Annotated in this window: 27 protein-coding genes and 1 pseudogene; 11 read left to right on the top strand and 17 right to left on the bottom strand. The window is 55.2% G+C overall.

Annotated features, from left to right (window positions below; translation table 11 throughout):
• Positions 1-2: 2 nt before the first annotated feature.
• Complete coding sequence (gene putP, locus HZS52_RS14350) at positions 3-1,496, top strand: sodium/proline symporter PutP (protein ID WP_009287104.1); 1,494 nt, start codon at positions 3-5, stop codon at positions 1,494-1,496.
• A gap of 144 nt (positions 1,497-1,640) precedes the next feature.
• Entirely contained in the window at positions 1,641-5,297 is a 3,657-nt protein-coding gene (putA, locus tag HZS52_RS14345; protein ID WP_190373019.1) for a bifunctional proline dehydrogenase/L-glutamate gamma-semialdehyde dehydrogenase PutA, read from the top strand.
• Positions 5,298-5,468: 171 nt separating this feature from the next.
• Here the strand turns inward: putA and HZS52_RS14340 are convergent, their stop codons facing one another.
• From HZS52_RS14340 to HZS52_RS14325, 4 genes are all read right to left on the bottom strand, one after another.
• Positions 5,469-5,732 (bottom strand): Txe/YoeB family addiction module toxin, encoded by a 264-nt coding sequence (locus tag HZS52_RS14340; RefSeq protein WP_039859212.1) that lies wholly within the window; start codon positions 5,730-5,732, stop codon positions 5,469-5,471.
• Positions 5,729-5,971, bottom strand: a complete 243-nt coding sequence (locus tag HZS52_RS14335; RefSeq protein ID WP_138800842.1) for a type II toxin-antitoxin system Phd/YefM family antitoxin — start codon at positions 5,969-5,971, stop codon at positions 5,729-5,731. The genes HZS52_RS14340 and HZS52_RS14335 overlap by 4 nt, the downstream gene beginning before the upstream one ends.
• Before the next feature lie 116 nt (positions 5,972-6,087).
• Entirely contained in the window at positions 6,088-6,627 is a 540-nt protein-coding gene (locus HZS52_RS14330; RefSeq protein ID WP_190373018.1) for a PDDEXK-like family protein, read from the bottom strand.
• Between the two features lie 48 nt (positions 6,628-6,675).
• The gene (locus tag HZS52_RS14325) at positions 6,676-7,002 is read right to left on the bottom strand and encodes a DUF7709 family protein (protein ID WP_027958672.1); all 327 of its coding nucleotides are present in this window, start codon (positions 7,000-7,002) and stop codon (positions 6,676-6,678) included.
• Between the two features lie 130 nt (positions 7,003-7,132).
• On the opposite strand from HZS52_RS14325, the pseudogene HZS52_RS14320 reads away from it, so the two are divergent.
• Positions 7,133-7,261: pseudogene (locus HZS52_RS14320) on the top strand (type II toxin-antitoxin system RelE/ParE family toxin); the annotation flags it as partial.
• Between the two features lie 72 nt (positions 7,262-7,333).
• On the opposite strand, the gene HZS52_RS14315 reads toward HZS52_RS14320, so the two are convergent.
• The gene (locus tag HZS52_RS14315; RefSeq protein ID WP_035538312.1) at positions 7,334-7,663 is read right to left on the bottom strand and encodes a VOC family protein; all 330 of its coding nucleotides are present in this window, start codon (positions 7,661-7,663) and stop codon (positions 7,334-7,336) included.
• A gap of 91 nt (positions 7,664-7,754) precedes the next feature.
• Positions 7,755-8,288: a P-loop nucleotide/nucleoside kinase family protein gene (locus HZS52_RS14310; RefSeq protein ID WP_223827931.1), complete on the bottom strand. Its 534-nt coding sequence runs from the start codon at positions 8,286-8,288 to the stop codon at positions 7,755-7,757.
• 491 nt (positions 8,289-8,779) lie between these two features.
• On the opposite strand from HZS52_RS14310, the gene HZS52_RS14305 reads away from it, so the two are divergent.
• Positions 8,780-9,406, top strand: a complete 627-nt coding sequence (locus HZS52_RS14305; protein WP_009287107.1) for an OmpW/AlkL family protein — start codon at positions 8,780-8,782, stop codon at positions 9,404-9,406.
• An 80-nt stretch (positions 9,407-9,486) separates the two neighbouring features.
• On the opposite strand, the gene HZS52_RS14300 is transcribed toward HZS52_RS14305, so the two are convergent.
• Positions 9,487-9,822 (bottom strand): YqcC family protein, encoded by a 336-nt coding sequence (locus HZS52_RS14300; RefSeq protein WP_027958669.1) that lies wholly within the window; start codon positions 9,820-9,822, stop codon positions 9,487-9,489.
• Positions 9,823-10,149: 327 nt separating this feature from the next.
• Here HZS52_RS14300 and HZS52_RS14295 point away from each other — a divergent pair, with 327 nt between their 5' ends.
• The 4 genes from HZS52_RS14295 to HZS52_RS14280 all read left to right on the top strand — a co-directional run bounded on the left by HZS52_RS14295 (position 10,150) and on the right by HZS52_RS14280 (position 13,145).
• Entirely contained in the window at positions 10,150-11,187 is a 1,038-nt protein-coding gene (locus tag HZS52_RS14295; protein ID WP_009287109.1) for a DUF3549 family protein, read from the top strand.
• A 33-nt stretch (positions 11,188-11,220) separates the two neighbouring features.
• Positions 11,221-11,661, top strand: coding sequence for an ATP-dependent zinc protease family protein (locus HZS52_RS14290; RefSeq protein WP_009287110.1), 441 nt, complete (start codon positions 11,221-11,223; stop codon positions 11,659-11,661).
• 41 nt (positions 11,662-11,702) lie between these two features.
• On the top strand, positions 11,703-12,611 hold the full coding sequence (gene rimK / locus HZS52_RS14285) for a 30S ribosomal protein S6--L-glutamate ligase (RefSeq protein ID WP_009287111.1): 909 nt from the start codon (positions 11,703-11,705) through the stop codon (positions 12,609-12,611).
• Between the two features lie 87 nt (positions 12,612-12,698).
• Complete coding sequence (locus HZS52_RS14280; RefSeq protein WP_009287112.1) at positions 12,699-13,145, top strand: hypothetical protein; 447 nt, start codon at positions 12,699-12,701, stop codon at positions 13,143-13,145.
• A gap of 60 nt (positions 13,146-13,205) precedes the next feature.
• Here HZS52_RS14280 and HZS52_RS14275 read toward each other — a convergent pair whose 3' ends face one another.
• The 7 genes from HZS52_RS14275 to HZS52_RS14245 all read right to left on the bottom strand — a co-directional run bounded on the left by HZS52_RS14275 (position 13,206) and on the right by HZS52_RS14245 (position 20,021).
• Positions 13,206-13,928, bottom strand: coding sequence for a SanA/YdcF family protein (locus tag HZS52_RS14275; RefSeq protein WP_190373017.1), 723 nt, complete (start codon positions 13,926-13,928; stop codon positions 13,206-13,208).
• Positions 13,929-13,946: 18 nt separating this feature from the next.
• Entirely contained in the window at positions 13,947-14,516 is a 570-nt protein-coding gene (gene sufT / locus HZS52_RS14270; protein WP_009287114.1) for a putative Fe-S cluster assembly protein SufT, read from the bottom strand.
• A 36-nt stretch (positions 14,517-14,552) separates the two neighbouring features.
• A complete protein-coding gene (locus tag HZS52_RS14265) occupies positions 14,553-15,848 on the bottom strand; it encodes a cysteine desulfurase (protein ID WP_190373016.1) in 1,296 nt (431 codons plus the stop codon).
• A 26-nt stretch (positions 15,849-15,874) separates the two neighbouring features.
• Complete coding sequence (gene sufD / locus HZS52_RS14260; RefSeq protein ID WP_009287116.1) at positions 15,875-17,215, bottom strand: Fe-S cluster assembly protein SufD; 1,341 nt, start codon at positions 17,213-17,215, stop codon at positions 15,875-15,877.
• Positions 17,212-17,961, bottom strand: coding sequence for a Fe-S cluster assembly ATPase SufC (sufC, locus tag HZS52_RS14255; protein WP_027958666.1), 750 nt, complete (start codon positions 17,959-17,961; stop codon positions 17,212-17,214). Before sufC ends, sufD begins: the two co-directional genes overlap by 4 nt.
• 73 nt (positions 17,962-18,034) lie before the next feature.
• Positions 18,035-19,477, bottom strand: coding sequence for a Fe-S cluster assembly protein SufB (gene sufB, locus HZS52_RS14250; RefSeq protein WP_022522975.1), 1,443 nt, complete (start codon positions 19,475-19,477; stop codon positions 18,035-18,037).
• Positions 19,478-19,556: 79 nt separating this feature from the next.
• Positions 19,557-20,021 carry an SUF system Fe-S cluster assembly regulator gene (locus HZS52_RS14245; protein WP_022522974.1) on the bottom strand — a complete coding sequence of 155 codons (465 nt, stop codon included), beginning with the start codon at positions 20,019-20,021 and terminating at the stop codon, positions 19,557-19,559.
• 296 nt (positions 20,022-20,317) lie between these two features.
• Here HZS52_RS14245 and HZS52_RS14240 point away from each other — a divergent pair, with 296 nt between their 5' ends.
• On the top strand, positions 20,318-20,521 hold the full coding sequence (locus HZS52_RS14240; protein ID WP_022522973.1) for a putative motility protein: 204 nt from the start codon (positions 20,318-20,320) through the stop codon (positions 20,519-20,521).
• 76 nt (positions 20,522-20,597) lie between these two features.
• On the opposite strand, the gene HZS52_RS14235 is transcribed toward HZS52_RS14240, so the two are convergent.
• The 3 genes from HZS52_RS14235 to HZS52_RS14225 form a co-directional block, all read right to left on the bottom strand.
• The gene (locus HZS52_RS14235) at positions 20,598-20,939 is read right to left on the bottom strand and encodes a zinc ribbon domain-containing protein YjdM (RefSeq protein WP_022522972.1); all 342 of its coding nucleotides are present in this window, start codon (positions 20,937-20,939) and stop codon (positions 20,598-20,600) included.
• A gap of 76 nt (positions 20,940-21,015) precedes the next feature.
• Complete coding sequence (locus tag HZS52_RS14230) at positions 21,016-21,492, bottom strand: YbhB/YbcL family Raf kinase inhibitor-like protein (RefSeq protein ID WP_190373015.1); 477 nt, start codon at positions 21,490-21,492, stop codon at positions 21,016-21,018.
• Positions 21,493-21,534: 42 nt separating this feature from the next.
• Entirely contained in the window at positions 21,535-21,909 is a 375-nt protein-coding gene (locus tag HZS52_RS14225; protein WP_190373014.1) for a thiol-disulfide oxidoreductase DCC family protein, read from the bottom strand.
• Between the two features lie 93 nt (positions 21,910-22,002).
• Here HZS52_RS14225 and HZS52_RS14220 point away from each other — a divergent pair, with 93 nt between their 5' ends.
• The gene (locus HZS52_RS14220; protein ID WP_190373013.1) at positions 22,003-22,479 is read left to right on the top strand and encodes a flavodoxin family protein; all 477 of its coding nucleotides are present in this window, start codon (positions 22,003-22,005) and stop codon (positions 22,477-22,479) included.
• Positions 22,480-22,630: 151 nt separating this feature from the next.
• Positions 22,631-23,719, top strand: coding sequence for a histone deacetylase family protein (locus HZS52_RS14215; RefSeq protein WP_190373012.1), 1,089 nt, complete (start codon positions 22,631-22,633; stop codon positions 23,717-23,719).
• The last annotated feature ends 59 nt before the right edge of the window (positions 23,720-23,778 follow it).

Raw genomic sequence — 23,778 nt, 5'->3', positions numbered from 1 at the left:
ACATGGCTATAGGTGTTTGGATCAGTCTCATTGCGTACTTTGCGCTAATGGTTGCCATCGGTATTTATGCGATGCGCAAATCCACCTCTTCCTCTGAAGATTACATGCTGGGTGGTCGTACCCTCAGCCCAAAAGTAGCGGCCCTGTCGGCCGGTGCGTCAGATATGAGCGGCTGGTTGCTGCTGGGCTTGCCCGGTGCAATGTTCGTCTCGGGTTTAGGCTCGGCGTGGATCGGTATTGGTTTGCTCGTGGGGGCGTTATTCAACTGGATTCTAGTCGCCCCTCGTCTACGTGAACAGACGGTTCACTACGGCAACGCGATCACCATTCCGGCTTTCCTGGCAAACCGCTTCCCAACGCGGTCAATGTCACTGCGGACAGTCTCCGCTGTCGTCATCGTGATCTTTTTCGCAGTCTATACCGCGTCAGGCCTAGTGGCAGGCGGCAAGCTGTTTGAAAGCGCGTTTACTGGCATTTACAACTTCGGCGATATGAGCAACTACGCCATGGGGGTCATGATCACCCTGGGCGTGGTGCTTATTTATACGGTTGTCGGCGGCTTCCTGGCAGTGAGCATGACGGACTTCGTGCAAGGCTGCATCATGATGCTAGCGTTGGTGATCATGCCAGCGGTGGTGCTGTTTGGCGAAGGTGGCGGCGGCTTATCGCAGGCAACACAGACCCTGAATGAAGTCGATCCCACCCTGCTTTCCTGGACGTCGGGGCTGACCTTCATCGGGTGGCTGTCGGCTGTGACCTGGGGCCTGGGTTATTTCGGTCAGCCGCACATCATTGTGCGCTTCATGGCGATCCGCACACTCAAGGATGTGCCCATTGCCCGCAACATTGGCATGGGCTGGATGCTCATCTCGCTGATTGGTGCCGTTTCTTTGGGCATCTTCGGCCGGGCCTATGCGATCCGCAACGGTATTGATGTCCAAGATCCGGAAACGATCTTTATCATCCTGGCAGACCTACTGTTCCATCCGTTGATTACCGGCTTCCTCTATGCGGCGTTGCTTGCAGCGGTTATGAGCACCGTTTCAAGCCAGCTTCTGGTGGCCTCTTCGTCACTAACCGAAGACTTCTATCGCCTGTTCCTGCACAAGAACGCAACGGAAGCGCAGTGTGTCGCCGTAGGCCGTGTCTGTGTAGTACTTGTGGGTATTGTGGCAGCGGTTATTGCCTCTGACGAAAACTCCCAGGTTCTGGGGCTGGTCAGTAACGCTTGGGCAGGCTTCGGCGCCGCGTTTGGCCCGTTGATTATCTTGTCGTTGATGTGGTCACGCACCAATGGCAATGGCGCCATCGCAGGCATGGTCGTGGGTGCTCTCACCGTTATGATCTGGATCTCACTGGGCTGGAACGGTGAATTCCTGGGTGGTCCTGGCGTGTACGAGATTATTCCTGGCTTCATCGCGTCCTTCATCGCCATCATCGTAGTCAGCAATGCGACTGACGATGCCGGTGAATATCAGCATATCGAACGCAAGTAAGCGCTCAGCCACATTGAGCGTATCAAGAGGGCTCCCGCGGGAGCCCTCTTTAGGTTAGTTATTTTGTGTTGACTGCAAAAAGTATGACTACACCCTAACCGACGCAGCAACGCCTTAGTGTCGGCTAGCAAGGAGAGACCCTGTATGAACGACCATCTGCATAGCGACGTGAGTGATCTACGCTCACGCATTCGCACCAACTACGACGCCAACGAGGCAGATGTGCTGCACGGGCTGGTCGAGCGTATCAAGCTGTCGGAGGATGACCGCAAGAAGGTCGCCGCCGTTGGCGCCAACTACGTGGAGCGTGTGCGCAAGGAAAGGTCGCCCTCGATGATGGAGGCGTTCCTTGCCGAGTACGGGCTCTCGACCACTGAGGGCGTTGGCCTGATGTGTCTGGCAGAAGCGCTACTGCGCGTGCCCGATGCAGAAACCATCGACGACCTGATCCACGACAAGATCGAGCCCTCCGACTGGGGCGCCCACCTGGGTAAGTCCTCGTCATCAATGGTCAATGCCTCTACCTGGGCACTGCTGCTGACCGGTAAGGTGTTGGAAGAAGACCCCAAGGGCCCGACCCGAGCGCTGCGCGGCCTGGTGCGCCGGATGGGCGAGCCGGTGGTACGCAAGGCGGTTGGCCAGTCGATGAAGATTCTCGGCCGCCAGTTCGTGCTTGGCCAGACCATCGAAGAAGGCATGAAGAATGCCCGCGAACTGGAGAAACAGGGCTATACCTACTCCTACGATATGCTGGGTGAAGCGGCACGCACCGACGAAGATGCCGTCCGCTATCACCAAGCTTATTCAGAGGCGATCACCGCGATTGCCGAGCAGGCCAAGGGCGACGTGCGCGGAAGCCCCGGCATCTCAGTAAAGCTCTCGGCGCTGCACCCGCGCTATGAATACACCCACCGCGACACGGTGATGGCAGAACTGGTACCGCGCGCCAAGGAACTAGTGCAGCAGGCAGCCAAGGCCAATATCGGTTTCAATATCGATGCCGAAGAACAGGATCGGTTGGATCTCTCCCTCGACGTGATTGAGGCTCTAATGGCCGACCCCAGTCTTGATGGATGGGACGGCTTCGGGGTGGTCGTGCAAGCCTACGGGCGCCGCGCCGCGCCGATGATAGAGACACTCTACGAGCTGGCCGAGCGGTTTAACCGCAAGATTATGGTGCGGCTGGTTAAGGGCGCCTACTGGGATACCGAGATCAAGCTCTCCCAGGAGATGGGGGTGAAGACCTTCCCGGTCTTCACCCGCAAGGTCAACACCGATGTCAGCTACATGGCCTGCGCGCAAATGCTGCTCGACCGGCGCGACCGTATTTATCCTCAGTTCGCTACCCACAATGCTCATACCTGTGCCGCTGTAGCGGAGATGGCGGGCGACGATAAGGACAGCTACGAGTTCCAGCGCCTGCATGGCATGGGCGAATCGCTGCACCACATCGTTAAAGAGTCAGAGGGCACGCACTGTCGCATCTACGCCCCGGTCGGCGCGCACCGCGACCTGCTGGCCTATCTGGTACGCCGCCTGCTGGAGAACGGCGCAAACTCCTCGTTCGTCAACCAGGTGGTGGATAGCTCGATTCCGCCCAGCGAGGTCTCAAAAGATCCCATTGAAGGGTTTAAGCAACTCGGCAACGACGTTTCAAGCCCGTTGATCCGCCAGCCCAGCGAGCTGTTTGAGCCCGACCGCAAGAATTCCAAGGGCTACCGCATCAACGAACCCGCTTCGATTTTGCCGCTGCTCAATGCCCGCGAAGCATTTGCCGACGCCACCTGGACCGCAGGCCCCATGCTGGTGGGCAGCCCCGCTCCCCAGGGCCCGGCGCGCGATGCCGTCTCCCCCGCCGACGGCTCTCGGGTGATCGGCAAGGTGCATGAAACCACCCCGGAAGAGGTCGCCACTGCCCTCGACGCCGCCGAGCAAGGCTTCAAAGAGTGGTCGGCGCGCCCGGCCGCCGAACGCGCCGCGGTACTCCGACGCACCGCCGACCTCTACGAGGAACACATTGCCGAGCTGACCGTGATCGCCACCCGCGAAGCGGGCAAGATGATGTTCGATGGTATTGCCGAAGTGCGCGAAGCGGTGGATTTCCTGCGTTATTACGCCAACGAGGGCGAGCGGCTGGAAGCGGAAGAGCCCGGCAGCGCCCGCGGCATCTTCGTCTGCATCAGCCCGTGGAACTTTCCCCTGGCCATCACCACCGGCCAGATCGCTGCCGCCTTGGTTGCTGGCAACGCGGTGCTCGCCAAGCCCGCCGAGCAGACGCCCCTGATCGCCGCCCGCGCCGTCGAGCTGATGCGTGAGGCTGGCCTACCGGAAGCGGCACTACAGTTGCTTCCTGGCGACGGCCCAACGGTGGGCGGCCCGCTAACCAGCGATCCACGTATCGCTGGCGTCTGCTTCACCGGCTCGACCCCGGTGGCACAGATCATCCACAAGGCTCTGGCGGACAACGCAGGCCCCGACGCCGTACTGATCGCCGAGACCGGTGGTCTGAACTCCATGATCGTGGACTCCACGGCGCTGACCGAGCAAGCGGTGCGCGATATCCTGATCTCCTCCTTCCAGTCGGCTGGCCAGCGCTGTTCGGCACTGCGCATGCTGTATGTCCAGGAAGAGGCCCGCGACCGGTTGCTCAACATGCTCTATGGCGCCATGGACGCGCTCACCATTGGCGACCCCTGGAACACCGATACCGACGTCTCGCCAGTGATCGACGCCGATGCCCAACAGGAAATCAGCGACTACGTGGCGTCGAATGAGAAAGCTGGCAAAGTGCTGAAGAAACTGTCTGCACCGGACACCGGTACCTTTGTCACCCCGGCGGTGATCGAGGTTGGAGGCATTGAAGATCTCGAACGTGAAATCTTCGGTCCGGTGCTGCACGTGGCCACCTTCAAGGCGCGGGATATCGACAAGGTCGTCGACGACATCAATGGCAAGGGCTACGGGCTGACCTTCGGCCTGCATACCCGCATCGACGACCGCGTGCAGCAGATCGTCGAGCGCATCCATGTCGGCAACGTCTACGTCAACCGTAACCAGATCGGTGCCATCGTTGGCTCTCAGCCGTTCGGCGGCGAGGGCCTCTCAGGTACCGGGCCTAAGGCTGGCGGCCCGCTCTACGTCAATCGCTTCCGCCGCACCGCTGACGCCGAGCGCCACGAGACGCCGGAGGGAAAAGCCGTATCACTCGGCGATCTCCAATCGACCATAGACGGGCTGGATGCGCGTAACTGGGCGGTACGACCCAATCGCATCGAGGTACTGCGCAAGGCGCTCTCCGGCAAAGGCGGCGTGATCCGCAAGGCACTTGCCGAAACAGCAGCGTTGGACATGACTCCACAGACACTGCCGGGACCGACAGGTGAAAGCAACCGCCTGGCAATGTACCCCAAGGGAGTGGTTCTGTGCCTAGGGCCGACGCTGGATATCGCTGTTGCTCAAGCAGCACAGGCCCTAGGCGCGGGCTGTGCCGCTGTCGTAGTCGCATCAGGTGCCGAGCAAGCCGTGAAGCCACTGACCGATGCCGGCGCACCGGTGGCTGGGCTTGATAGAAGCGTTTCAGCCGAGACACTGAGCGAAGTCAAAGGCATTGCAGCGGTCGCCGCCGCTGGCGCCAGCGACTGGACTCGTGAACTGCGGATGGCGCTGGCCAAGCGCGACGGTGCCATCGTATCGCTCGAGACCCAGACCATCTCGCCGGATCGCTACGTGGTGGAACGCCATCTGTGCATAGACACAACCGCGGCGGGTGGCAACGCCAGCCTGCTGGCAACGGCTGAATAGGTCGGCGCTAAATGGTAGGCGCTTAGGGATCGGTGCTTAGGAGGCGAGCGACTCATTGAGCTCGCTCGCCCTCCTCCCAGACTGTCTCAGTAATCAATAGTTAGCCACTACTCGTTAGTGGCTTTTTTTATCTAACGAACGGTTTTTTTGGCAATAGCGGCTGGTGATGCATTATTCGTAGTGGCTCCAGAGCCGAAGAACTTTTACCACTCGCTCGTCCTCAAGCACTTGGTAGACTAGGCGATGCTGGATATTGATCCGGCGTGAGTAGGCGCCAGCAAGATCACCAATGAGCTTCTCAAACGGAGGCGGCTTACGGTAGGGGTCTTCTGCAATCAGTACCAGTAAATCCTGGGCTTTTGGCTTGAGGCCGCTGGAGGCCAGTTTCTTCGCATCTTTTTGGGCTTGTTTGGTGTAAACCAACTTCCATGTCACCAGTCCAGCTCCTCACCGCATTCATCTAGGGGGGTGTTCATCCCCTCACGAATAGACTCCCGCATACCTGGCACGGAGAGCAGGTAAAGTGTTTCCTGAATCGCCGACCAGTCTTCCTCGGATACCAAGACAGCTTTGTTCCGCTTGCCCATGATGACGATGGGCTGGTGAGACTCGGCAGTTTCGTCGATCAACCGATAAAGATTGCTGCGCGCCTCAGTTGCTGTGATTCCGGTCATGACGCCCTCTTGCTCATTCAATTTTCTAACAATGTACGCCTTTGGGTACGTACGTCAAGACGAACGTTGCGCATAACATCGTCAGAATACGTCTTTCGCGTGTATGGCCCTGATACTCATTGAGCCTTTTCTCCCGGTTTCGTGGTAGCGGCCTTGTAACATGTTGCCCCAAATAAGGCCTCATAGACCTCATCGATAGAACTGAAATTTTTAAACCAACCTTTTGGCAAAACCCTTATATTAGGGCGTTCGGCTTTAAATCCGCCCTGGTCGCCCTTGGTATGTTTTGCAACCTTAAGCCCGTCAAGGCTAGGCAATTTCTCGCCTGGAAGAGAGCCAAAGAAGAGGAATGGCCCCAGCTCCAAGGTATCTTCGTTGAAATAAATCCAAATAACACACCCAGAGGGCTTTTCGGAAAGCCTCGTATGAACTTTCTGGCTGGCTGTTTTGCCGCCAACGTATGAAGCTTTAAGCTGTATATGCCTCACGACCCCATTATCTTCCGCTATTAGATCATAGCCAGCGTTATCAACTTCTGGACTCGCCACCTCTAGCGTGCAGCCAAATTCCTTCCAGGAAAGCTTTAGCAGTTCGCCAATGAAAAGATGCTCAACGAGCTTTTCTCTAAAAGACGAGTGTTCGCTATGGTTCAACACCTTCTCTCCACGTAACGCCTTAATCCCAAGCTTGTTGCGTACATTGCTTTAGCCTCTTGCTTCTGACAAGTAGCCTTTTGCAAGCTCGCCTACGAAACGACGCCCAGGATTAGAGCCGTTTATCCAATCATCAGGCGCAAATAGTTCAAACAGTCCTACCTTGATCAGTGTCGGCACCGCCAGCTCAAGCTCTTTCTCTACTTGCCCGCGCTCGCCTGAATTGTATAGATTAATGTTGTGGAGCATGGTTGCGACAGTGCCCGTCTGTACCTTGCTACCATCTTTAAGTCGAACAGAAGGAAGAACCTGACCTTCTGAAACAATTTTTTGGTTGGCCTCAGCCAACTGGTCTGAGTTTTCAATACTGTTGCTCATTGCAATTATTCCTCTTTAAAGCAGCTCAAGACAGCCATCAGCGTGGGCAAACGCAGCGAAGGGGTTGGCATCCGGTGCACGGCCTAAATGGGCTGTTTCAGGCGGCAACAAGCTTCTTAGCGTTTGCGCTAGAGTCCATCAGTTCAAAATGAACGAGCAACTGACTCTGCTCGGCTACAGTTTTGATGATGGTGCTCTTGTCCTTGAACTGATGGTCTTGGGCTCACACGAAAATTTCTACCACGATCTCAAACGGTAGCAATGACGTTATAACTCCCGGTACAAGCTGCGCTTTGGAGCAGCGGAAAAGCGCTCACCGTGATGCCGCTTGTTATGGTTTCTGCTCACTAAGCTCAACCTTTCTGCCATCAGGATCTTGGACGACATAAACATGCTTTCCGCCAAACTTATACTGGTCCACTAATTCTAAGTCAGGGATGATATTGCCCAGACCTTCCACTGAAAATCCTAGTCGCGTGTTGTCTACTGATTCGCTGCTAACCAATGGATACAACTCGAATACAAACCCCGCATTTTCTGACGAGTAATGCACTGGCCCACAGCCATGCTGCTCTTCCACGAAGCTGAAACCGAGCTGCTCATAGAACTGCTTGCTGGCCCGCAAATCGCTGCACCGTAGTACGAACAAATCAAGTTTCATAATTCACCAAAATGACATAACGCTGCAACGTGCGCGGCTTTGTAATAAAGGCGCAGCCGCAACGTACAAGCAGTCGCTGTACCTGCGGCTATTATCCATTTGCCGAAATTACAGTTATGTTAAACCCTTCATCAGGTGTGGGCGCAACAAAGTACTTTGTAATCTGCTCAAACATCTCTTCAGTATCCGTTGCCGCTCTCTGCGGTTGTTCTGCACGCCTTTTGGCTATCTGCTCTAAGCAGGTATCATTTGGCTGGTCAATGTAAATTAGCTCATGGGGAGCCTGAATCTCTGAAAAGACACTTCTAAGCCATTTTCGTTGCGGAATCGTATTTGCAGGAAAGTCCATTACCACATTAGTGCCTGACGCCAAGATCGACTGAGCCAGCTTCTTCATTTGAGGCTTGAGCCGTCCAGCATATTTTACGTAATCTTCCAGTGTCTTAATGCTATCGGGATAAACCGACGCAAGCCACTCGTCTTCTGAAAGCAGTACGGCGTTTCGTTCTTGGGAAACTTCAAGAGACTTTGTAGTTTTCCCTGCCCCCATTTTCCCGCAGAAAAATGTCAACACTCCTTTCTTCATTTCTTGCCTCGTATTGCATAGCAGTTTATTTCTGCGCATACGTATTTTCCTAGAAAGCGTAACACCATAAAAAAACTCCAATGTGTTAATAGTAATGGGCAAATTACCAACTCCCATTCAAATGCTCGCTAGAAAAATGCGCATGCTCATTCCTGACCATCTTTTCGCATTGCCTATAAACACGAGCAGATGTTTTACAACTCGCTGTTTTAATTTATTTTTATAAACAATATTCTGGCAATATTTGATCATACCTCTTGCTGAGCGTATCAGAAAAACACGCATTACAGACTAAAAATACTTCATATCACTGCGCATGCATCCATACAAATGGGCAAGCCAAATGGCTAGCAGCCCGCTTCTGAATTAGGTCTCTCCAGCCGCCCCTCCCCCTAACCCCCCCATGTCTAATAACTCTTGCCCTGGATCAATAATCCACTCCCTGGGTCTCGTTACACTGGTTTCATCGTTAAGCGGCTATCGGAAAGCCGTCTAATCTTACTATCTGCGTTAACACCTGGAGTGATCCCATGCGTAAAGCCGCCCTGCCTACATTATTCGTCACCACTGTTGCCGCTGCGGCAATGATGACCAGCAGCCAGGCATTCGCCTACGGCGCTGGCGATTTCTTCACCCGCGTGGGTGTGGCCAAAGTCGCCCCCACCAGCGACAACGGCTCACTGGCCAACGGTGCGCTATCAGTGGATGTACAGGATAAAACCGATTTCGCGTTCACCTTGGGCTATCGCTTCCACGATAAAGTCGGCGTGGAACTACTGGCGGCGCTGCCGTTTGAACACGACATCCATTTAAACGGCGATAACATTGCCTCAACCAAGCACCTGCCGCCGACCCTAACACTGCAGTACTACCCGCTGGGCGGCACTCAGTCACGCGTACAGCCCTATGTCGGCGCCGGTATTAACTACACCTTTTTCTCCGATGAGGAGCTGACGATTGGTGATTTAGACCTGGATGACTCCTGGGGAGCGGCAGGCCAGGTAGGTGTTGATCTATTAGTTGATGACCATTGGGCGCTGAACGCCGCTGCTTGGTACATCGATATCGATACCGATGCGAGCGTTAACGGTGCGGCGGCAGGTACCGTTGAGATCGATCCTCTCGTGGTCATGGCAGGCCTCAGTTACCGCTTCTAAGCCACTTGCAAAACCGCTAGCGGATGTTATCCACAAAGCCTGCCTCACGGTGGGCTTTGTGCGTTTAGTAGCATGCCGCTTTAAGCGCTTTCAGTGACGATCTGGTCGACCTTCTCTACCGCCCGCACGATGAGCAGCTGGTGGTGGGCGGGTGTTTTCTCCTGCTGTAAATAGGCCGCCACGGCGGGAGCCACCTCGCACTTTGCGGGCATGGCTGCACGGGCATCCATCAAAGCGTTCAAGCGGGCAATAAACACAAAGCGTACCCATTGAGGCAGCGACATCGTGTCGATGCAAAATGGCTGCTGGCTGGCAAACGCCTCTGCATCGGGTGTTGGCATGCGCCATAGATCGGCGGCTTTCATCGACGCCTCAAGCTCTAGAAGTGCTGTCTGCAGCGGTTGATAAGTACTCATAAAGACGTGTGTCACTACCTCGGAAAATGAAAAGTGTGTCGTCTGCCCATTATCCCCACTCAGCGAGTGCCTTGCCACCTATCAACGCTTGCGGGAAGTTATCCATAGACTCACAGAAAACCTGCACGAGCCTGTGGATAAACTATGGAAAGGTGTCGCAACGCTTGCTCTCATGGGGCTTTCGCACAGTTGATTAATTTTTAACCGCATTGTCATTAATGCTAATGCCTTAAGGCACTGTCATTAACACCATGTTTTATCAGTCTCTGCGGCTGACAGTGTCACATCAGCAAGGTAGAGTGCAGGCTTGCAACGCGGAAGGATGTCATGCAACCAATTCAAACCCTTGATGAGTTTTTTACCCGCAGCGGTGGCGAGGTTTCCCTTTACCATATGGGGCGCCATGTCGTCTCCTGCCCGCGGGAGTCACTTGCCGCCTTTGAAGGTGGCGAAATGGCCTGGCCAGAACCCTGGCAAGGCCAAGCGCGCTTAGCCATTGTGTTTCGCCTTGGCGATATGCCCGAACCGGCTATTTGGTTCTTAGCCTTGCCACTGGACGAGCAGGGAATGATTGCCCCCGCCCAGCGCGATGCGTTTTTAAACCGGCTGCTGGAAACACTGGGGCGCGCGGTTTCTAACGTGGGTCGTGAAGAAACAGCGGACGTGGATCACTTAATGAAGGATAATCCCCTCGCCTTCACGCCTAACGTCACCTTCCAAGCCATGCTCAATGCACGCGCCACCCATGCGCGTGGGCTACCCGCCAGCCAGCATTTTGAGCCGGTTGATGCCTACTTGAGCGGCCAGCAAGCGATCGATTGGCAGGCATTGGGGTTACAAGGGATTGCCGATTACGTCGTGAGAATGGAAACACTTGACGCTGAATCGCTCGCGCAGCGGTTGCCTGAACTGCCTACCGCCGTTATCCACTCCTTGTGCTACTGTTTAGAGCACCAGCCATTGCCACAGGCGTTAGTCGCGGCACTGCAGCGTCGTGGCGAAGCCGCTGCACAAGCGGGCGACATCGAAACGCTGTGTGCCTGTCTGCGCGCAGTGGGCAATACGGATGCATCAGAGGTGGGTAATTGGTACACGGCCTTACTTAACAACTCAGCGGCCTGTGGGCCGGATGTGCTCGCGGCAATAGCCGGGCGCGGCTGGGGCTATCTTGAAGACGCGCAGCGCCTGCCACTTTTTCTGCAACGCTTAGCAGAAGATGAGCGTAGCGATTTTGCCGCCGTAGTGCGTGATATTGCGTTAATACCACGACTACGCTTACCGGTCATGATGGCACTGCGGGATGCGCCTGCTGGCTCCGCAACCCAACGCCGTTTGACACTGATGATGTCACAGAGGAACGCTTGATCCGATGTCACTTTTAATTGCAAGGAGTGAGCCGTGAAGGAATTACCCTATCAGGCCAAAGCGGTCATTGGCCGCCGCGAGATGGTGACGCTACCTGAACTAGGGCTTCACCTATGCTGTAAAGCTGACACTGGCGCGCGAACATCTGCTCTGCATGCAGAAGAGATAGAGACCGATGAAGATGACCATGGTCAACTGTGGGTTAGCTTTATCACCCATAGCGGAGGGCCAGACACGCCAGCGCATCGCTTCCGATTGCACCTGCATGATCGACGCCGGGTCACCAGTTCCAACGGTCATAGCGAGTGGCGCTATGTTATACGTACCCCGATGCAGATGGGCGACTTGAATTTCCCCATTGAACTGACCCTTACTGACCGCAGCAATATGCGCCACCCGATGCTACTAGGCCGTAGCGCCATGCGCCGCCTCCTGGTGGCCCCCGGTGCCGCATTCTTGCACGGTGAGCCTTAACCCCTTATTAGTCGCTTCAATCTCAGCTCGGAGTCTCCTACATGCATATCGCTCTGCTGTCACGCAATCGCAATTTGTACTCTACCCGCCGCCTGGTTGAAGCCGCAGAGCAGCGTGGGCATACCGCCCGCGTGGTGGACACGCTGCGTTGCTATATGAGCATTACCTCGCACCACCCTTCGATCCACTATAAAGGCCAAGAGATTGAGCCTTTCGATGCGGTGATCCCGCGCATTGGTTCATCGGTCACCTTTTACGGCTGTGCGGTGCTGCGCCAGTTTGAAATGATGGGCACCTACGTTATCAACGATAACGTCTCGATTACCCGTTCGCGGGATAAATTACGCTCACTGCAACTGCTGTCGCGTAAGGGGTTGGGGCTGCCAATTACCGGCTTTGCCCACTCCCCCGATGACATTCCCGACCTGATCACCATGGTCAAAGGTGCGCCGCTGGTCATTAAGCTGCTCGAAGGCACCCAGGGGATTGGTGTGGTATTGGCGGAAACCAATCAGGCCGCTGAATCCGTCATTCAAGCGTTCATGGGCATGAAAGCCAATATCATGGTGCAGGAGTACATCAAAGAGGCGCGTGGCGCCGATATTCGCTGCTTCGTGATTGGCGATAAAGTGGTCGCTTCAATGAAGCGCCAGGCGGCGGACGGTGAGTTTCGCTCGAATCTACACCGCGGCGGCACCGCCACCGTGATCCGCATCACCCCTGAAGAACGTTCAACGGCGATCCGTGCAGCCAAAGCCATGGGCCTGCGCGTTGCCGGTGTCGATTTGCTACGCTCCAATCACGGCCCGGTGATTATGGAGGTTAACTCTTCGCCTGGTTTGCAGGGCATTGAGAACGCCACCGGCAAAGATATTGCGGGAATGATCATTGAGCACATTGAAAGAAACGCTTCACCAGCCCGTAAAGCACCGCCCAAGCCTAAAGGCTAAGGCAAAATATTAAAATAATCCGTTTCGGGGGTGGCAAATAGTCGCTGTCACCCCCACAATCTGCGTCACCGAAGGAGGTAGACGCTCATGTTTCTCGATAATCGCCAAGTGGCGATGGACAGCGTATTGGAAGCGCTGGCCGATAGCATTGATTATTTCCAAGACAATATTGAACGCCTGCGCCCGTCGCTGCGTGACGCTTTAAAGCCGCATTATGCTGCGCGGCTCAAGCAGATGCGCCAGCTGCAGGATCTGGCCCGTGCGCATTTAAAAATGCTGCCCCGGGATGCAGACGTTGAGCGCGATGATTTTTTATGGCTGTGGAGCCGTCTAAAAAGCTTTGTCGGCAACGATAGCCAAGTACTCATCAATGAGCTATTGGAGCAAGAGCGTGTATTAATGCAGGCGCTCTCCTCGCTGTATACCCACCCGTTACCCGATCCGATTGAACCGGTGGTAGAAGAGTGCATGCAGGGGTGCCGTAAGCTTATCCGCGAGCTGTATGCGCTGCAAAAGCGCAAAACCCACCGCTAACGCCCTATAGACACGCTGCTAGGGGCTTGAAACTATCTATGGCAAGGGCTAATAAAAGAGCTATGGAGGGCTAAAGCGCTCGTTTAGTGATGGCAGAATAAGGTCTATGGGCGTCCGCCTGGGTAATTCGATGGGCTCAGGCGTACCGAGAAAATAGGGCTCCCTCCCCCATACATAGAGATCACCCAGGGTGGCTACGCGTGCTGCCCACTCGCGCAGCTTTAAACGCCACCCCACTGCTACGGTAGGATCATCCGCCACACAGCCAGTGACATCGATACCTAGCGCACGACCAATAAATACCGCGCGGGGAAGATGCCAGCTCTGGGTGATCAGCAGGGCTTTATCCAGCTGAAAAACGTCTCGGGCACGCGCTAGCGTGTCGTAGGTGCTAAAACCAGCAAAATCCATGGTCAGCTGTTCAGACGCGACACCGCGTCGATACAGCTCGCGCCACATTGCGCGCGGCTCGTTATACGCCTGGGTACGATTATCCCCAGAGAGCAAAAGATGCTCGACCTGAGCCTGCTCAATTAAAGTAGCAGCGGTTCGCATGCGCGCATGGAAGTGCGGGTTTCTCACCCCACTACGCGTCCAGTGAGACGTACCGAAGACAATCCCCACCCCTGCTGGACGACACTGCTGCGGCTGACGCTCAATGTAAGCGGCGGTCGTCGCGAGCACCCAAAAATTGCCGCCTATAAACAGCAATGTCGCCAGCAGCGACAGTGCTCCTAGCGACATTAATAAACGCTTTAGCCATTTCAACAAAAGGTTATGCATCCAGCTCCCCAGCCGGGGTTAGAACATGCCGAGTTCAAGCTTGGCCTCGTCACTCATCATGTCACGGCTCCAGGGCGGGCTGAAGACTATTTCGGTGTGAACCTTGCTGATCTGCGGCGCACCGAGGATCTTATTGCGCGCATCCGCCGCGATTACATCGCCCATCCCACACCCAGGGGCGGTCAGCGTCATGCGGATAGTTACCATACGCTCACCACTGATAAGGCGCTCGATACGGCAGCCGTAGACAAGCCCTAAGTCAACGATATTGACCGGTATCTCCGGGTCAAAGCAGGTGCGCAGTTGATCCCACACGAACTGCTCAATCTCTTCCTCGGTAGCCGTTTCGGGCAGCGTAGGACGCGGGAGCGACTCAAGCCCCAGGGCATCCAGGTTTTGCCCCTCAATCAAATAGAGGCGCCCCTCAAAACCGACGCTTACCGTACTGCCTTTCGCCTGCATAACGCTAACAACGCTATCTTCAGCCAGTGTTTCCGTACTGCCAAACGGAATGGCAATGGCTTCCACATCGCGCTGGAGCGGTAACTGTTGGCCACGTTCGAGGCTGGCAACTTGCTCAAGATCCATAACTGTCCTTAAATGACGATTCCTAAAGAATCGACCTTAACGCACCATACCAATGACACGTTGGAGTGCTTCTACAAAGCGATCCACTTCATCGAGGGTATTATACGCCGCAAATGAAGCACGGCACGTCGCGTCGACCCCAAAATGATGCAACAAGGGCTGTGCGCAATGGTGGCCGGTACGAATAGCGACGCCGAGCTGATCGATCAGCAGGCCGATATCTTGCGAATGCGCCCCTTCCACAATAAAGGAAAGAACGGCCGCTTTATCCGGCGCAGTGCCTAAAATACGTAGACCATCGATTTGACCGACCGCCTGGGTAGCGTGATCGAGCAGTTGGCCTTCCCAGGCGCCGATGGCATCTATGCCAATGCTCTCCATCCACTCAAGCGCTCGACCCAGGGCAATGACCTCCGCAACAGCGGGCGTGCCCGCTTCAAACTTATGCGGAATAGCGGCAAAAGTGGTACCCACATCAAAGGAGACCGTGCTGATCATCTCCCCGCCCCCCTGCCAGGGCGGCATCGCTTCAAGCAGCGCCTGCTTGCCGTAGAGCACGCCAACGCCTGTCGGCCCATACACTTTGTGGCCAGAGAAGGCATAGAAGTCAGCATCGATTGCCTGCACATCGACCACTTGGTGAGGTGCTGCCTGAGCACCATCAATCAGAATCAGCGCACCCTGCTGATGGGCAAGGGTTGCCATCTCTTGCACCGGGTTAATGGTTCCCAGGGCATTAGAGACATGGTTCACCGCCACCAGCTTAGTGCGCTCACTCAGCAGCGAGCGATAGGTAGCCATATCCAGCGCGCCGTTGGCCTCAACGGGAATCACCTTAATGGTAAAACCAATCTCGGCGGCCAACAGCTGCCAGGGAACAATATTGGAGTGGTGCTCCAACATCGAAATCAACACCTCATCGCCAGGCGCAAGATTTGCACGCCCCCAGCTATGCACGACCAGATTAATCGCTTCCGTGGTGCCACGGGTAAAGATGATCTGACGCGCATCTTCCGCATTAAGGAACGCCTTAACCCAGTGGCGCGTGCCTTCAAACGCCGCCGTCGCCTCATCGGCGAGAGTATGCAGCCCGCGGTGAATATTGGCATTATAGCGCGAGTAGTAATCGCTAAACACGTCAATCACCTGCTGAGGCGTTTGGCTAGTGGCCGCATTATCTAAATAGATCAGCGGCTTGCCGTGCACCTCACGGGCCAGCACCGGAAAGTCCTGGCGCAGGCGCATAACATCAAAGGTCGCTTGCGCAGGGCTTGTTTGCACAGTGCCTGTTTGAGAAGGGCTAGACGTTGGCTCAATAACGGAATGTGGCATCAGACGCTCCTGATTGGGTAGTGGCGCTAGTCGTTAAGTGAAACCGCCGCTTCGACAAGCCCGGCAAGGTTGAAGCGCTCTGGCAGCTTACCGGCGACCGCTAACTCAACGCGCTCGGCAATCGCATCCAGGGTGACTTTGTCCAACACCTCGCCAGCGAAAGCGAGCGTTAGCAGACCGCGAGCGGTGGCTTCATCGATACCGCGGGTACGCAGCGCATAAATCGCCTCTTCGTCTAGCTGGCCTGTAGTCGTGCCGTGTGAGCACTTAACGTCATCGGCGTAGATTTCAAGCTCAGGCTTGGCATCAATGTGGGCACGATCCGATAGCAGTAGGTTTTGGTTACTCTGAAAACCTTCGATCTTCTGGCTATCGCGCTTGACGTAGACCTTGCCGTTAAACACCCCGTGGGCGCGATCATCCAGAATGCCCTTGTAGTTCTCATTGGAGAACGTCAGCGGCGCATTGTGGTTGACCTTGGTATGGTTGTCGACGTGTTGGCGACCCTGACCAAAGAACAGACCCAGGAAGTTGGTTTCAGCGCCCTGGCCGTTCAAGTCACTGATCAGATCGTTGCGCACCAGCGCACCGCCCAGGCTCAGGTTATAGGAGGTATAGCGCGTATCGCGGCCCTGCTCTACGTGAATGCTCGCCACGTGCAAATCACCCAGCGGCGCTTCTTGCAGCTTGTAGTGGGCCAGGATCGCGCCACGGTCAAGCATCAGCTCGCCAACCACATTGGTGAAGTTAGCCGCTTCGCTTTCGCCGGTGTAATGCTCGATCAGCGTGGCCTCACTGCGGCCTCCCGCTTCCACTAGCACCCGCGGGTGGCACATTACCGGCTGACCAGCACGGGACAAAAACTGCAACAGGATGGGTTTCTCAACCACTGTTCCCGGTGCAATGCGAACCACTGCGCCCTCTTCCATAAACGCCGTGTTTAAGGCAGCAAAGGGCGAAAAATCCACCCCGATTAAGCGCCCAAGCGGGCCACCCACGGCTTCATGGTTCTCTGCGAGCGCCTTGGAAAGCGGTAACACCTGAACGCTTGACGGCAGTGAATCCAAATCAGAGAGCGCCGATGAGAAAACACCATCCACGAAGGTCAGCCGGTAGGCATCAATCGGCAGCGTTAGCGCCGCAGCGGTGGCCGGAGAGAACTCAGCGTTGTCAGCTATCGCAAAGTTGCCCTGGGCAATCGAACGTACGTCGGTGTACTTCCACTCTTCATCGCGACGCGTAGGAAAACCCAGCGCCTCAAAACGTGCAGCACCCGCCTGGCGACGAGCAGCAATCCAGGTCGGTTCCGCTGTGTAGTTCGAGCTGCGCGCCTTCAGCGTGTCTAAAAAGGTTTGCGTATCGCTCATGCCACAGACTCCTCGATACCTTCGTACCCATTGGCTTCCAGCTGTTTGGCCAGCTCGGCATCACCGGTTTTGACAATACGGCCATCGACCAAGACGTGAACCTGGTCTGGCACGATGTAATCCAGCAGACGCTGGTAGTGGGTGACCAGTAGAATGGCGCGGTCTTCAGCGCGCAGGCTGTTGACACCATCGGCGACCACTTTCATGGCGTCGATATCCAGGCCGGAATCGATCTCATCGAGCATCGCAAGCTTCGGCTGAAGCACCAGCATTTGCAGGATCTCGTTGCGTTTTTTCTCACCGCCAGAGAAGCCTTCGTTCACGGCACGCTGTAGGAAGCTAGCGTCCATTTTCATGTAACCAAGCTTCTCTTTCACCAGCTTCATAAACTCTGGCGCCGGCATTTCGCCTTCGCCGCGGGCTACGCGCTGGGCATTAAGCGCAGACTTCAGCAGGTAAATGTTTTTAACCCCTGGAATCTCGACCGGGTACTGGAAACCCAACAGCAAGCCAGCCTGGGCGCGCTCTTCAATTTCCATTTCGAGCACATCCTTGCCATCGAAGGTAACCGTGCCCTGGGTGACTTCATAGCCATCTTTACCGGCAATCACCGCGGATAGCGTCGATTTACCCGCGCCGTTCGGCCCCATGATGGCGTGCACTTCACCCGCATTGATGGTCAGGGTGAGGCCTTTGAGGATTTCATTGCCTTCGACGGTGACGTGTAAATCTTTCACTTGCAACATATTGAATACCTTCTGATTCTGGCGAGTCGCCACGGCGACACTGATAAAATTGGGTGAACTGGACAACCAGCGATTAACCTACCGCGCCTTCCAGGGTGACGTTGAGCAGTGCTTCGGCTTCAACGGCAAACTCCATCGGCAGTTCCTGGAAGACATCCTTGCAGAAACCGTTAACGATCATGCTGACCGCGTCTTCTTCAGAAATACCGCGGCTCTGGCAGTAGAACAGCTGGTCTTCACCGATTTTCGAGGTGGTCGCTTCGTGCTCAATGGTCGCGGTACTATTGCCAATTTCCTGATAAGGAAAAGTGTGCGCGCCGCACTTATCGCCAATCAGCAGAGAGTCACACTGGGTAAAGTTACGCGCCCCTTTGGCCCGCGGGCCAATTTTCACCAGGCCGCGATAGGATTGGTCACTCCTGCCCGCTGAGATACCTTTAGCCACGATATAGGAACGCGTGCCTTCACCGATGTGAATCATTTTGGTGCCGGTATCGGCCTGCTGACGGCCGTTCGTGACCGCGACAGAGTAGAACTCGCCTATGCTGTCTTTGCCGCGCAGTACGCAGGAGGGGTATTTCCAGGTAATCGCCGAGCCGGTTTCTACCTGCGTCCAGCTAATCCGTGAACGGTCACCACGGCAGTCACCGCGCTTGGTGACGAAGTTATAGATACCGCCTACGCCATTTTCATCACCGGGGTACCAGTTCTGCACGGTGGAGTATTTGATATAGGCGTCGTCCAGAGCGACAAGCTCGACCACCGCGGCGTGCAGCTGGTTCTCATCGCGCATTGGAGCCGTACAGCCTTCCAGGTAAGAGACCTGGGCACGGCTTTCGCAAATAATCAGCGTGCGCTCAAACTGGCCAGTGTTGGCCGCGTTAATGCGGAAGTACGTAGACAGCTCCATCGGGCAAGTCACGCCTTCTGGCACAAACACAAAGGAGCCATCGGTAAACACCGCTGAGTTCAGCGCCGCAAAGTAGTTGTCCGCCACGGGAACCACGGTGCCCAAATACTGCTTGATCAGCTCTGGGTAGTCACGGATAGCTTCAGAGATAGAGCAGAAAATAACCCCTGCTTCGCCAAGCTGCTTTTTGAAGGTGGTGGCGACCGAAACGGAGTCAAACACCGCATCGACGGCAACACCTGCCAGCGCGGCGCGTTCGTGCAACGGAATACCCAGTTTCTCATAGGTTTCCAGCAGTTTGGGATCCACTTCATCCAGGCTTTGCGGGCGGTCTTCCGGGCGTTTCGGCGCACTGAAATAGGAGATCGATTGGTAATCAATCGGCGGATAGTCTAGATGCGCCCAGGAAGGGGCTTCCATCTTCAGCCACTGGCGGTAGGCATCCAGACGCCACTCCAGCATCCACTCCGGCTCGCCCTTCTTTTTGGAGATAAAGGCGATGGTGTTTTCATCCAGGCCAGGTGGCAGGGTGTCGCTCTCAATATCGGTTACAAAGCCATCTTTGTATTCGCGACGAACCAACTGTTCCATTTCTTCGCTTGCCATGGTGATACCCTCCGGGCAGTTGGGTGGCGAGGTCATCGCCTTTAAATAATAAATTAGGCCTGCTGTACTCGCGCCGCCGTTAGGCCGACGCCGCCGACAGGCTGATCGTTTGAATAGGCAGTTGTACTGGCAGCTTAATCGGCGCTGTATCAGCCAGATGCGCCAGGGTCACGCTCTCTAGCAGAGTACGCATGGCCAAGGAAACCCGCTGCCAGTTGTCTGCCACACCGCAGGTAGCCACAAGCTCACAATCGCCTTCTGCTTGGCTGCACTCGGTCATGGCGACGGGGCCTTCAATCGCCGCAATAATATCGGCGGCAGTAATCTGCGATGCAGGCCGGGCCAGGCGGTAACCGCCTTGGGCGCCACGCTGAGAAACCAGCAGCCCTGCCCGCACTAGCATTTTGAGCGTTTTACTCACCGTCGGATGGGGCAACTGCACGGCCTCTGCTAACTCTGCCGCTGCATGCGACGCCTGGGAATGGCGGGCAATTTGCGCCATGACCACCGCGGCATAGTCTGTCAGCCGAGAAAGCTTAAGCATGTCGACTCCCTTTATGTCATCAGTACGCAGCAAATCAAATGGTCGCCACGTCAATTGAGTACCATTTTAGTCCTGTATAAATTTGATGTGAAGCCCCTGAGCAAAATGGATAGCAATTTACGCAAAATATCGGCACGTTCGGCGCTGATAGCATCAAAAACAACAATCATTATCATTTAGAAAAGCTATTACTTCTGTATCTGCTGCTTTGCATTGAGTAGCCGATTCTGATAGCGTCAGAACGTATTAGATGCCCCTACTGTATGAGGCATCCCAATATTTGTAGGAGGCAGACTATGGATGTAGCAGTTAACAACATGGTAAATGCAACGCTGGATATGAGGCAGGCGCAAGCGATCCAACAGGCTCAGTTCGGTGTTTTTAAAGAGGCATTAGACGGCCAGGCAGCGCAAATCACCGCCCTGATGGATAGCGTTGCTTTAGATCCACAGTTGGCTACCAGCGGCAGCGTAGGTACGCAGATTAATACGACTGCGTAATAAACGTTAGGCTAGATAAATCAATAGCCCCCTGGCCAACGCCAGGGGGCTATTTTTTTAATGATCGGTTTTAACGCTAGGCTTTCTTAACAAATTCGGATTTAAGCTTCATCGGGCCGATACCGTCAATTTTACAGTCGATATCGTGGTCGCCTTCAACTAAGCGAATGCTTTTCACTTTAGTGCCCACTTTAACCACCAGTGAACTGCCCTTAACCTTCAAGTCCTTGATCACCGTTACGCTATCACCGTCGGCTAGCATATTGCCGTTGGCATCGCGCACGCCTGAAGCGTCATCAGCGCCCTCTTCTTCTGCCACTTTTGACCACTCATGGCCGCACTCTGGGCAGACATATTGAAGACCATCATCGTAGCTAAACTCAGAGGCACAGGCAGGACAGTTAGGCAGGTCACTCATCAGACGGCTCCATCACCACAGTTAGAAAGCGATGGAGCCTACACGGGTTACGCAAAATGTCCAGCCAAAGGCTAGATCAATCGCGCTGGTAAGTACCCACCAAACGGTTCATTCCCAGCAGGTGAGGCTCTACTTCTTTGAGCAGTTCAGCCAGCGTGAGCCCTTCAGGGAGCGAGGTTTGATGATCCAGCGCCAGCACCCAGAAATAATAAAGATGCTTGCCGTGCCCTTCTGGCGGCATCGGGCCACAATAGCCAGTACCACCTTTATCATTTGCGCCGACGGTGCCCGCCGCCGTCTTTTCAGTTAATTCCTGAATATCGCCGGGTAGGTTATAGAGCACCCAGTGGACAAAGCCATAGCTACCGTCTTTGACCAACGGCGCGTCCGGGTCATGACAGATCACTGCAAACCCTTGGGTTCCCTCGGGAGCGTCTTGCCAAGCAAGCGCTGGCGAAACATCTTCGCCCTCCCCTGTGTGCTTAGCAGGGATCGCTTGATGGTCAGCAAATGCCAAGCTGGTAACCTTCATTGATGAAAGTGCAAATGCCATGCTTCTCTCCTTGGTTTATCGGGTGTGTCTTTCGTACACAGTCTAGCAATTCCACCGGCCTTGTTTCTTCAGGCGGCGCTTCACCCAGACATCATAAAGCGACCGCAAGCCCGATTTAATGCCTGGGAGACCAATGATCCAGGCAGTTGGCGCCAACAAGGGGATACGCTTCATTAATAAACGGTAAGCATCGATCCCCTCCACCAATTGCCCAGATGCCGTTTCGATATGCAGAGAGCGCAGCGCCATGTCGGGATCGACGCCCTTTTGCTGTAGCACCTGATGATGTTCACTCACATCAAGCCACGCGATATCAGCGGCATGCCGCCCCGACCAGCGCTCATAGCGACGCCGCTCTTTACGACACAGCGGGCACTGCGCATCGTAAAAGACATTGATAGAGGTATTCTTGGGCATATAGCCTCTCTAGTTAACGTCACTAAAGCAGTGTGGCATTTTCAGTACTAGTCGCAAACCTTTACATTTTCACTGCTGATTTAGGCTACTGCCATGACATCTGAGTTCAAAAAACAGCTATTAATTGTTGCCCATGCCCCTTCGGCAAATACGCGCCTACTGCGCGATGCGGCCTTCCAGGGAGCTAGCCATCCCGACCTTGAACAGATGCACTGCGTGGTAAAAGCGCCCCTGGAAGCAGGCCCAGACGACGTGCTGGCCTGCGATGCGATTCTGCTCGGCACCACGGAAAACCTGGGCTATATGAGCGGTGCGCTCAAGGATTTTTTTGATCGCAGCTACTATCCTGTCATTGAAAAGAAACAGGGATTACCCTGCGCGCTCTATATTCGCGCGGGGCACGATGGCACGGGCACCCAACGAGCAGTAGAGAGCATCACCACTGGCTTACGCTGGCGATGGGTACAGGCACCGCTCATTTTACGCGGCGAGTGGCAGCCCTCATTTGCAGATCAGGTAGAAGAGCTCAGCATGACCCTAGCGTTTAGTGTTGAGAGTGGCATTGTCTGAGAGCGGCATCGTTTGAGAGTGATATTGTATAACCTCGACTAGCCTGCCTTACTGTAGATAAGCATTTCGTGCCCATTGTGCGATTAAAGGGCTGCAGTAACTTGCTGGAATTTACTGCTGTGACCTATCGCACGCACATTAGGTAGCCATTATGCATAAAGTCATTGCTTTCTATGATGATCGGGTGCTCGCTCACGAGCCCAATATTGACGCCGACTTTCTACCGCAACGAATCGATAAGCGCATTCGACATCTGCTTGCAGGGCTTCCTGTGCCATGGAAATACCCCGAGCACCCCGGCCGCTTGAAAGCTATTCAGCACCTGCTTGAGAAAGCGCCCATTGCGGGCCTACACATTGAAGGTGGCAAAGCAGCCACCCATGATCAACTCGCCAGAGTGCATACCACTTCCTATCTAAGCGATATTTTTAGCCTACGCGGGAAAAATGCCTGGCTGGATGTGGATACCACAGCGGTCTCACCGGGAAGCGTAGATGCCGCCGAAGTCGCCGCCGGAACGGCCATTGCCGCAGTAGAAGCCGTAATGGAGAAGCGCGCTAAAAGCGCCTTTGCACTTGTGCGCCCGCCTGGACACCACGCAGAGCCCGTTCGCGCCCGCGGATTTTGTTTATTCAACAATGTGGCAGTCGCCGCAGCCCATGCGCGCAGCGCACTGGGTTGCGAAAGAGTGCTGATTGTTGATTGGGATGCCCATCACGGTAACGGCACCCAGGATATTTTCTGGGCAGAACCGGACGTAATGTTTTTCGATATTCACCGCGCAGCACCCTTCTATCCCGGCTCAGGCCATCTGGAAGAAGTGGGCGCCGGTTTAGCTGAAGGCACCACGATTAATGTTCCGTTACCGGCTGGCGCTGGCGACGAAGCGTACCTCAAGGCGTTTCGCGATATTCTTGCCCCGGCCGCAGCGTGGTTTAAGCCCGACATCATTTTAGTCTCGGCAGGATTTGACCCCCACTGGCACGATTTGGCCTTAAACGTTTCCTATGAAGGTTTTGGCGCACTGACCGGTTTCATGCAACAACTGGCCGAACAACACTGCGATGGCCGTTTGGTGTTCGTATTAGAGGGCGGCTACAACCTGGAGTCACTGTCCAACGGCACTAGAGCCGTACTTGCAGTATTAGCGGGCAACACCGTGCCTGTGCCCGATAACTGCGGCATTGCGGAAGTCCAAGCCGCGGCGGATTTCCACCGCACGGCTTTTCAAGCCGAATAGCATTTTCTGAATAGGAGCTTTGCAAATAAAAACGGCACCTCGCAATGAACTGCCCCCCA

Origin of the sequence: Vreelandella titanicae (genome assembly GCF_014697095.1) — a bacterium.
GTDB classification, from domain to species: Bacteria; Pseudomonadota; Gammaproteobacteria; order Pseudomonadales; family Halomonadaceae; genus Vreelandella; species Vreelandella titanicae.
This window is presented reverse-complemented; position numbering and strand designations above follow the sequence as displayed.